Origin of the sequence: Tolypothrix sp. FACHB-123 (assembly GCF_014697075.1) — a bacterium.
Classification (GTDB): Bacteria; Cyanobacteriota; Cyanobacteriia; order Cyanobacteriales; family Nostocaceae; genus Aulosira.
This window is the reverse complement of sequence record NZ_JACJRE010000075.1, coordinates 21,722-31,924: the sequence shown is the minus strand read 5'-3', so window position 1 is coordinate 31,924 and position 10,203 is coordinate 21,722. Positions and strand designations below refer to the sequence as shown.

Genomic DNA, 10,203 nt, shown 5'->3' with positions numbered 1-10,203 from the left:
CCTATTTTATTAACCCAGATTTTTGCCAAGCTTACTTCTTTAGGACGTATTCATAACGTTTCCACAGGCGTTGAACCCTCGTAAATTGGCAAAGGTATTGTTTTTATTGACTATTTCCTAGCCAGAGACAGCAACAAAAAGGTAGGTTGCTACTTCTCATAACTATAGGCAGCAGCAACACTTCTGTAAGATACGATATTTGGGTTCTCTTCTGGGACAGGGTAACCGATTGTTTCGAGTTACAAATTATTGTTTTGAATCATAACATTAGTTATATTTCTTTTCGATTATATTTCTCATCGATGATTCCCATAACTGCCAATGTGCTATTTGTTTGCTATACCCGCAGCACATCAAAAAATATATACCACGACACTTAATGGGAGATACTATGAGTAGCGAAAGCGGATGCCCGTTTACGGGCGGAGGTCAGAAACTTACAGCTCGTCATGTGACATCGAACCGAGACTGGTGGCCAAATTATTTGAATCTGAGCATCCTCCACCAGCACTCACCCCAGTCCAATCCTATGGGTGAGGCCTTTAACTACCCTGAGGAGTTTAAGAGCCTCGACTTGGATGCGGTGAGGAAAGATATCTTCGATCTGATGACCACATCACAAGACTGGTGGCCCGCCGACTATGGGCACTATGGGCCGCTCTTTATTCGGATGGCGTGGCACAGCGCAGGCACCTACCGCATTGGTGATGGTCGCGGCGGTGCCTCCTCCGGCTCGCAACGCTTCGCGCCCCTCAACAGTTGGCCAGACAATGCGAACCTTGACAAGGCGCGCATGTTGCTTTGGCCAATTAAGCAGAAATACGGCAAGAAAATCTCATGGGCCGACCTCATGGTCTTCGCAGGCAACTGCGCCCTGGAGTCGATGGGCTTCAAGACCATCGGCTTTGCCGGCGGGCGCGAGGATATCTGGGAATCCGAGGAAGACATTTACTGGGGATCTGAGAAAACCTGGCTCGGCGACGAGCGTTACAACGACGACCGGGTGCTGGTGAATCCCCTGGCTGCCGTTCAGATGGGTCTAATCTACGTCAACCCAGAAGGGCCAAACGGCCAGCCCGATCCGGTTGGCTCAGGGCGCGACATTCGCGAGACCTTTGGTCGGATGGCGATGAACGATGAAGAAACAGTCGCGCTCGTTGCCGGTGGACATACCTTTGGCAAATGTCATGGTGCGGGCGATGCGTCGCTCGTAGGTTCTGAGCCGGAGAGTGCTAGTATCGTGGAGCAGGGGCTTGGCTGGAAGAGCAACTTCAACACTGGCGTCGGCGTGGATGCGATCACCAGCGGTATCGAAGGCGCATGGACTCCTACTCCTACGCAGTGGGACAACAGCTATCTCGAAACCCTGTTTAAATATGATTGGGAGTTGGTAAAAAGTCCTGCGGGTGCCCATCAATGGGCACCTAAAAATGGCGCAGGCGCGGGTACGGTGCCGGATGCGCACGATCCATCGAGACGGCACGCCCCCATGATGACTACGGCGGACATGGCCATGAGGATTGACCCCATCTATGAGCCGATTTCGCGGCGTTACCACGAGCACCCGGATCAGTTCGCTGATGCGTTTGCCAAGGCGTGGTTCAAGCTAACCCATCGCGACATGGGCCCGCGATCGCGCTATCTCGGCCCGGAGGTACCAGCCCAAGAGTTTTTGTGGCAAGATCCCATCCCCCCAGTCACTCATGAATTGATTGATGAGCAAGACATCGCTGCCCTCAAGGGCAAGATTCTCGCCGCAGGATTGTCTGTTTCCCAACTGGTTTCGACTGCCTGGGCATCGGCGGTGACCTTCCGCAATTCCGACAAGCGTGGTGGGGCGAATGGGGCGCGGATTCGTCTCGCGCCGCAGAAGGATTGGGAGGTCAACCAGCCACCCCAGTTGGCAACGGTGTTGCAAAGCCTAGAGGCGATTCAAAGGGAGTTCAACAGCTCCCAGACTGGCACAAAGATGGTTTCCCTTGCCGACTTGATTGTTCTGGGTGGATGCGCGGGTATTGAGCAAGCGGCAAAAAATGCCGGTCACGACGTGACGGTTCCCTTCCAGCCGGGACGCACGGATGCATTACAAGAGCAAACAGATGTGGAATCCTTTGCCCCACTTGAGCCAAAGGCGGACGGGTTCCGCAACTACTTTAAAGGTAAACACAGCGAATCGCCTGAGGAATTGCTGGTCGATCGGGCGCAATTGCTGACCCTGTCAGCCCCCCAGATGACGGTGCTCCTAGGCGGCTTGCGCGTCCTGGGTACCAACTTTGGAGCGTCCAAACACGGTGTTTTCACCAACCGACCAGAGACCTTGACCAATGACTTCTTTGTGAACCTGCTCGACCTGAGCACAGCGTGGAAGGCGGTCTCAGAGGCGGAAGATGTGTTCGAGGGACGCGATCGCCAAACGGGCGAACTCAAGTGGACTGGCACCCGTGTCGATCTCATCTTCGGTTCTAACTCTCAGCTACGAGCAATCGCAGAAGTCTACGGATGTGGGGACTCCCAGCCGAAATTTGTACATGACTTTGTGGCTGTGTGGGACAAGGTGATGAACCTGGATCGCTTTGACCTGGCCTAGTCGAGAGCCAAAAGGTATTCGAGGGGTTCTCAGTGTAACTTCAAGCGATCGTTGGGTAAACAGCGGTCGAGGCTATGCAAACCTGCGGAAATCCTCAACGCGGGTGGAAGCCACAGACCAAAATAAAGGCGGCGTTTCAACTTGTCTGGAAACGCCGCCTTAGCTGACGCGCGAGTTTACTGTAATGCTTGAGTCTTTTTTAACACTATAAATTTATATTTAACTAGTTATTTAAATTAGCATTTATTCTGCCTCACGCCGCCGGGGCACATCATAAACCATGAAGTCATGAGCCATATCGGTATTCGGGAAAATTGCTCTAGCTTCCTGTAGTAAATCCTTCAATTCTATATTGTTACCTGGCGCATAACGAGGGCTGAAATGAGTCATGATTAAGCGATGTGCTTGAGCAGCTAAAGCTGTTTGTGCTGCCATTGTACTAGTGGAATGTAACCGCTGAAACGCCATATCTGCATCTTGATGGGCAAAAGTCGCTTCGTGAATTAACACATCTGCATCCTGTGCTAATTCCACTGCACCGTCGCAAAATACCGTATCTGTACAATAGGCAAGCTTACGGCCAATCTCTGTAGGCCCGCATAATTCTTTACCATTAATAACTCTGCCATCAGTCAGCGTCACAGTTTCACCCCGCTTAAGTTGACCGTAAATGCGACCTGGGGGAATTTCCAACTCCTTAGCTTTTTCTATATCAAAGCGTCCGGCGCGGTCTTTTTCCGCAACTCGGTAGCCAAAAGCTGTAATCCGGTGATGTAATGGCCCGCAAGTGACTGTAAATTCATCATCTTCATAAATTATCCCCGGACGGACAGCGTGAACTTTTACCGGGTAAGAAAAGTGTGTATGGGAGTAACGTAAAGCAGCTTGGATATATTCGTTTAATCCCGGCGGGCCGTAAATATCAATTTTGTCTACATTCCCCGCCAAACCACAACTAGCTAGCAGTCCCATCAACCCAAAGATGTGATCGCCATGCATGTGGGTAATAAAAATTCGGGATAGTTGGCTAATTTTCAGGTCACTCCGCAAAAGTTGGTGCTGAGTACCTTCGCCACAGTCGAATAACCACAGTTCTGCCCTTTGGGGTAATCTTAAGGCAACACTGGAAACATTACGCGCTCTTGTGGGTACACCGGAACTTGTCCCTAAAAATGTGATCTGCACAGCGTTTTTTAGTTTTCCTTTTTATTATGGGTCATGGGGCATGGCAATAAAAAATTCAACGGTGGGACTAGGAAATTTATTCCCAGTCCGAAATAAAATTTACGTGTGAAATATCACAGTTAATAAAGGTAAAAACGCTAACAAAAAGCCATGCCAGCAATGCAATTGTACCGCAGGGATTGGTTCTGGGGGTGCTAAGAGGGCTTCTATTCGTTGTTCTAAGCGATCGCCTGTAGGTGAACCTAAGGCAGCACAACAAATATCTGATAAGACTGGGGTATTACTGACTACCATCAGCAGCGATTCTGCTAACACTAAGGGGTCTATTTTGGTAGCTGCATAACCATCGGCGCGGAGTTCCCGCAATACTAGGAGTTCTTCCCATAATGAGTCGGTATTGGGTAACCAGGCTGTACAAGCACGCACCCAACCCAGCCAGAAAAACCAAAATGTATCTCGGTAATGATAATGGCCTTGTTCGTGCGCCAGTACACTTTCTAAATGTTCTGGGGAAAGAGTTTGTAGTAATCCTTGACTCACTACTAGTTCGGGGTGCCAAAAACCAATTTGACCTGCGAAGAGTGCATCTGTATTTAAAAGGCGGATTTGTTTGTTACCAACATTTACTAAGGGACAGTTCCGCGCCGATTGGACAGACTGCCAGCCTTGAATGGTAACTTTGATGCAGAAAATACTAAACACCCCTAGATAACACAGAGCTAGGAAATAACTACCCCAGCCTGTATACATCCCTGCCATTTTACCTTGGGGCCCCATGCAGAGTACGGCGATCGCTGTCATTAATAGCAGCAAGGGGGGGAAGAGAAATAAAAATAGCGATCGCCGCCAGCGCAGATTCCAATTACCTTGCGCACCATTCCACGAGGATCTTAACCCCCACGCTACTGCCACAGCAGTCAAAATCATGATTAAATGTATCATTTCCCCTCCCTGGCTTGACGTGCAGCTTGAATGCGTTTGGCGATCGCTTCTATTTGTTCGCTGGCTGTTTCATCCAGACTATCTGCAAAAGCAGCCACGACATCGGGATTTCCTACAGCCAAAAATCGCTGCAATTGTTCGTGCGCTCTAATTACTTCTGCTTGCTGTTTGGTCACTAAGGGACGCCAATAAAATGCTTTGCCTTTTTTATCGCAGACTAGCCAACCTTTATCGGTCAGGCGACGCATGACGGTGGTGACAGAGGTATAAGCTAATTCTCGGTTGGGATCGGACAAAATGCGATCGTGTACATCCTTAACTGTAACTGAACCCAATTCCCAGATAATCTGTAAAATTTCTGCTTCTAAAGGGCCTACAGATAGTTGTTTAGGACGGTAGTCGGGTAAAGGAGCCATATAAATTTTCCATTGGAGATTGTGGATAAGTAGATTGAACGCGCAATTCCCTTTTTAATTCGATTGGCTAAGTCTGAGTCTGCCTATTCTTTCAGATTACCTTTATTGAAACTGCTGTTGCACAACCACCGGAGACGATCTTTGCTAAGTGGGATACCCCATTTGGAGAATATCTCCAAACTATTGAAAAAATTTATTATTAGTATTGGGGCAGTCAATACCTAAATTAACTAGCAATCTCAGCCCTTGGTGAGTTGTTAACCTTTATTTAATTAAGCCCGCATTAGCAGAAAATTTTGAGTAAAATTTATAAAGATTCGCAAATACTTGCATTTGTTATTGAGTTCCGCTAGAGTCAAAATAGGTATCTAAAAAAGCGCCTGATGTCAATTTCAGGAGATTAAATCGATAAAAGGCTAGATTTCAGAACTAAAAACTGAGTCTTAGTAGGGAAATAGCAGTATTTTTGCCAAAGGCTTTCCTGCTACTCAAGCTTAAATAGTGATCTGCTCACCTCCACTGGTGATTTTTTTAGCCTTACTTTTTGTTAGTCAAGGCGATAAAATAGCTGACTTCAATTTTAAATATCCTTTTGTTTTTTTCTAACTCTATTGAGAATCTTTTGCAATATGTCTTTAAGATCTTTATGGACTCCCAAAAAATACCTCAAAATCGATTGCCTCAAGGCAATAGTTTCCCAAACTCTTACCAAGAAGCAGCAATTAATGAGCGGAAATTACCGTAATGAGAAATTTTATCGCCAATGCTCGGTTATACAGCCTAGGTGCTGTGCAATATGGCATAACAGCAAAAGTCTAACCCCAGATGTAGATACAGGAATGACAAATGGCTATATGAATAAGTTAATCAAATTTTTAAATAACTACCATAAATTTAGCCAAAACTTAAACTGTAATTTAAGCTACATGAAAAGCTTAAGTAAGTTAAAGTTACAGCACTTTGCTTGTGGCTGTTTAAGCCTTAGCAAACAAGACTTCCTGGGGCAATTGACAGCTTTTTTCAAGTCTATCTATCAGAGATACAAAATTAACTTTGACATTACGCAAGTAGGCTGACAACGTTTCTCTGACTATATGAGAGAAATTTTATTAACCGGAAGAAGGTTGAGTCAAAAGGAATGTTATAAAGTGGCTACTTGGTTGACTTTCATCAATGCTAATTGTTGCTGATAGTAGCCAGGATAACAAATTTACTCTTTTATAAACTTGTCCATAACATTTACCCATGAGTACAGATAGATGAATACTTTTTTTTGTTCAGATTCCTCAAGACAAATAGGAGAAAAACTGATTGGTAGTGCTACCAATTATGAAACTTATATTTTAGTAGAATGTCCTCCACCTTGGACAACAGAAGCTTTTGATTCTAAATGGGTACCAAGTAATTTAAAAACTTTGGTAGAAGAGGTCAAGCGAGCTAAACTACCGATCAGATTTTTGTTAATTGCTAACGACAAATCGCACAAAATAGAACAAACAACTCTTTTAATTTATCAAAAACAAAAGGGATTAAATCATGGATACCAAAAATTTGAGTTTTTCCTACCGAATATTGAGCAGGTAGCGGGAACTGTCAAAAAATTCTTACGGGGTCGTAATACTGATTATGAACAACAAAAAAGTAGTACGAGAGATATTTTAATCTGTACCCACGGCAGTCATGATAAATGCTGTGCTAGATATGGTAATCCTTTTTATTTCTCGGCGCAAAATACTATTTCTTATTTAAATTTAGAAAATTTGCGAATTTGGAGATCTAGTCATTTTGGTGGACATCGATTTGCACCAACAATGATAGATTTACCAGAGGGGCGATATTATGGTGCGTTAGAACAAGACTCATTAAAAGCGATTTTGACTCGTACTGGTGATATTAATTGTTTAAATCAAGTTTATCGCGGCTGGGGTATTCTCCCAACTCCACTTCAGATTTTAGAAAAGGAATTAATTATTCACTATGGATGGGATTGGTTTAACTACAAAGTAGCAGGTAAAATCGTAGAGCAAAGCTTGGATAATAATACAGTATTAGCTGAACTAACTTTTGCTAAAAACACAGGTGCGTTATATACTTGTCAAGCAAAATTAGTGAAGGATGAAAGCAAAGCCTTACAAATCAAGAGTTCTTGCAATGCTCAACACAATTCGGTAGTTGTGCAATATACTGTAGCAAGTCTCTGGCTGGAAGCTCAAAAAATGGTCAGTTTGAGTGCTTAAACAATCTAGGGCTAAAGTCTTGACTAGCAACTTATTCACTCACCAGTGTTGAAAGGTTCATCGTTAACGACTCAAGCCCTAAAATCAGATGCGTTTGAGATACATCATTACTAGCAAAGGGAAGTGCGTACTTACGGAAACGGATATAGTCGATGTCATAGGGAATACACTACAGTAATTTCTCTTGATTTTTAGCAGATTTTTAATATTTTTAAATTAATCCTCTCAAAAAAATTATTTAATTTTTGAAAAATAGATTGATGCTCTTGTGTCCCAAGGTTAAGCTGATAACAATCAAATCAGCAAGCTTTGGGTCTTTAGTACTGGCATGACAAGTAATAGTTTCCACGATAGTCAGGAACATCAAGATTTTGTTAAGTACAAGTCTCAACATAGCAATCACCAAATTGCACAGGAAAGACTCTACAGCTATTTAATTGAAATTGTCCAAAAGTGCCCAGCAGAGGAAGTTTTAAGCGAATTCAAACGATTATTTATAGATTTTCTGGATTCGGTTAAGTTAGCTAAAGTTACAGGAATTTACGGAATTTCTTTTTTGCATAATGAAGATGATTTTTATTATACCCTAAAACGCTGTTTTTATATAATAGTTAATAATTGGGAAGCTCAAAGAAAGTATAAGTACATTCAGCAATTAATTAAATTATTTGAAACCTCTAAAACTTCTTCATATAGCCATCATCCCCAAACGCAAACTTTCCAAAAATGGCTGAAAAAATTTGTTGAGAGTAAAGAATATAAAGACCTTAAGGGTTTAGCTTATAAATATAAAAAGCAGGCCTACAAACATGAAGGTAAAAGTAATTGGTCTAATCGCTATACTGCTTATTTATTAGTAGCACAATCTTTTGATGCGAAAAGACCTAGAGAGCAGCAAGAGGTAGCCAGAAAGCTCTCTAAACAAATGAAAGATAAATTTAAGTTTGACCTGGCAATGTATGTAGCGCGTTCTCAATCGGCTACTTCTAGTACAACACGTTATAAAAATCCCAGTATTTTGGGAGATAATGTTTTAAGACTGATCAAAATGATTGTAGTTAAAAAGGGTGTATTTAGTTATGATAATTTGGCTAATATTTTTATCAAACAAACTGAAAATCAAAGTTTCCTAAGCTTTAAGGAAAGCGTACAAAAATATTTGTTTTTTACGTTAGATAACCAAGAAGTAGTCAATAATTTACTCAAGTATTTATCAGAAAATTTAGATGCCTGGAAACCAGAAGCTAATGAAGAGATTATCAATAATAACTTAATTTTAAGAACCTGTAACCGATTAATTGATTGCTTGACAACCGAAAACAGCAAAGAACCTTCACCATTATTTGTTTTATTACTGGCTGGAGGTAATCCCTTAACTTTAGTAATTATTCTCCTAAAAGTTATTTTAATTTCGAGAAATTCTCGCAGCCATTTAGAAATTAGGATTGCTCATTTGATTAGTTATTATGAAAAGTATCCAGAGAAAGAATGTAAATGGTTTATTAATTTTCTAGAATTTTTTAATATTACTTTTGCAATATATGCAGAGAATATTGAATACAATTTAATTAAAATGAGAAAAGATAAGCCTAGTCGTAAATCTCCAACCTTAGATGATTATCGTGTATTTTCGCAATTAAAAACAGATAAACAACAATAAATTAAGATGCGGTTAGGCGTTCATCCAGCCAAGCTAGGGCAGCAGCAGCTGTTTCCGCGATAATGCTAATAAGACGATAGAGAGCGATCGCACTAATCACCAAAGCTGGGGGAAAATGATGTTGTAAAAGAGCGATCGCAGTGGCTTCAAACACCCCCAACCCTCCAGGTGCGCCGGGAACTACAAAGCCTAACAACCAAGCAAAACTAAAAGCACCCAGCAACAAGGGAATGTCACTAGCCTGTACAGGCCCCAAGGCAAAAACCGTTAAAATAAACCCAGTACCGCGCAATCCTAAAAAGCCCAACTCTCCTAACAATGGACGTAAAGGATAGCGTTCAATATTGAGATTCACGCTTTCTTTACCATCTTTATCCAGTTTTTTGGCTGTAAATTTTTTGAGTAACTGAATAACTGGGTTGAAAAACACGGGATGCAGCGCCGCCAATATCGCGCCTAAACAGAGGAATTGTAATATCCGCCACACAACACCATCAGCAGATGTAAGTTGCGTGCCAAAAATAACAACGAAAATCAAAGCTGCTGTCGCCATCAGCAAAGGTTCCATGACTACGCTTAAGGTTGCTACACTTAGAGAACCAGTAGCGTTTTTAGCAGCTATAATCCGCCCGTAATGGTGCCATACATTACCTGGTAAATACTTAGCGATGTTGGTTTTCAGGTAAACCTGGATAAACTCTACAGATTCTACAGGCTGATTTAGCTCCCGTAACACCCAAGTCCAGATCCAACCTGCCCATGTATGTGCTACTAAGGTGACACCTGTGGCGATCGCTAAAATCGCCCAGGCGATCGCATCAATCTCAATATTGATTACCTCTTGCCAATGATCCTTTAAGGCTTTACCCAAAAAAAACAGCGTTCCGCCTAAAATTATCCAACGTAAAATTTTCTTCCACATTCCAGTAATTTAACGGTTAAATCTTCTAGGACTGAACAGCTCAAATTTTATGGTACATCAGCTATATCAACAAATTTATGACTCAAATATGCTGGTAAATACCAAAAATTCGATGTATTTATTTTGACATTTTTAATGAATTTGACTACAAACCCTAAAATTTTATCATCAAAGAAAAATTTTGTATGAATCCCATTACCGATTGTACATAGTTACTTATCAAAACTTTCTTAATTATTAGGATTTATAATTGC

The 10,203-nt window shown here is 42.3% G+C and carries 8 protein-coding genes; 4 read left to right on the top strand and 4 right to left on the bottom strand.

The window, feature by feature from the left end; all coding sequences use genetic code 11:
* Positions 1-379: 379 nt before the first annotated feature.
* The gene (gene katG / locus H6G41_RS29995; protein WP_306790455.1) at positions 380-2,587 is read left to right on the top strand and encodes a catalase/peroxidase HPI; all 2,208 of its coding nucleotides are present in this window, start codon (positions 380-382) and stop codon (positions 2,585-2,587) included.
* The gene (locus H6G41_RS29990) at positions 2,574-2,750 is read left to right on the top strand and encodes a hypothetical protein (RefSeq protein ID WP_190751455.1); all 177 of its coding nucleotides are present in this window, start codon (positions 2,574-2,576) and stop codon (positions 2,748-2,750) included. The genes katG and H6G41_RS29990 overlap by 14 nt, the downstream gene beginning before the upstream one ends.
* An 80-nt stretch (positions 2,751-2,830) precedes the next feature.
* Here the strand turns inward: H6G41_RS29990 and H6G41_RS29985 are convergent, their stop codons facing one another.
* From H6G41_RS29985 to H6G41_RS29975, 3 genes are all read right to left on the bottom strand, one after another.
* A complete protein-coding gene (locus tag H6G41_RS29985) occupies positions 2,831-3,772 on the bottom strand; it encodes a ribonuclease Z (protein WP_190751454.1) in 942 nt (313 codons plus the stop codon).
* Positions 3,773-3,871: 99 nt separating this feature from the next.
* On the bottom strand, positions 3,872-4,714 hold the full coding sequence (locus tag H6G41_RS29980) for a M56 family metallopeptidase (protein WP_190751452.1): 843 nt from the start codon (positions 4,712-4,714) through the stop codon (positions 3,872-3,874).
* Positions 4,711-5,130 carry a BlaI/MecI/CopY family transcriptional regulator gene (locus tag H6G41_RS29975; protein ID WP_190751450.1) on the bottom strand — a complete coding sequence of 140 codons (420 nt, stop codon included), beginning with the start codon at positions 5,128-5,130 and terminating at the stop codon, positions 4,711-4,713. The genes H6G41_RS29980 and H6G41_RS29975 overlap by 4 nt, the downstream gene beginning before the upstream one ends.
* Before the next feature lie 1,259 nt (positions 5,131-6,389).
* On the opposite strand from H6G41_RS29975, the gene H6G41_RS29970 reads away from it, so the two are divergent.
* The gene (locus H6G41_RS29970) at positions 6,390-7,367 is read left to right on the top strand and encodes a sucrase ferredoxin (protein ID WP_190751448.1); all 978 of its coding nucleotides are present in this window, start codon (positions 6,390-6,392) and stop codon (positions 7,365-7,367) included.
* A 328-nt stretch (positions 7,368-7,695) separates the two neighbouring features.
* On the top strand, positions 7,696-9,027 hold the full coding sequence (locus tag H6G41_RS29965) for a hypothetical protein (protein WP_190751446.1): 1,332 nt from the start codon (positions 7,696-7,698) through the stop codon (positions 9,025-9,027).
* Position 9,028: 1 nt separating this feature from the next.
* Here H6G41_RS29965 and H6G41_RS29960 read toward each other — a convergent pair whose 3' ends face one another.
* Positions 9,029-9,949: a lysylphosphatidylglycerol synthase domain-containing protein gene (locus H6G41_RS29960; protein WP_190751444.1), complete on the bottom strand. Its 921-nt coding sequence runs from the start codon at positions 9,947-9,949 to the stop codon at positions 9,029-9,031.
* Positions 9,950-10,203 lie beyond the last annotated feature (254 nt).

Coding starts and splice junctions, on each gene's coding strand:
- katG (WP_306790455.1), top strand. CDS start 380: ATGGGAGATACTATGAGTAGCGAAAGCGGATGCCCGTTTACGGGCGGA.
- H6G41_RS29980 (WP_190751452.1), bottom strand. CDS start 4,714: ATGATACATTTAATCATGATTTTGACTGCTGTGGCAGTAGCGTGGGGG.
- H6G41_RS29975 (WP_190751450.1), bottom strand. CDS start 5,130: ATGGCTCCTTTACCCGACTACCGTCCTAAACAACTATCTGTAGGCCCT.
- H6G41_RS29970 (WP_190751448.1), top strand. CDS start 6,390: ATGAATACTTTTTTTTGTTCAGATTCCTCAAGACAAATAGGAGAAAAA.
- H6G41_RS29965 (WP_190751446.1), top strand. CDS start 7,696: ATGACAAGTAATAGTTTCCACGATAGTCAGGAACATCAAGATTTTGTT.
- H6G41_RS29960 (WP_190751444.1), bottom strand. CDS start 9,949: ATGTGGAAGAAAATTTTACGTTGGATAATTTTAGGCGGAACGCTGTTT.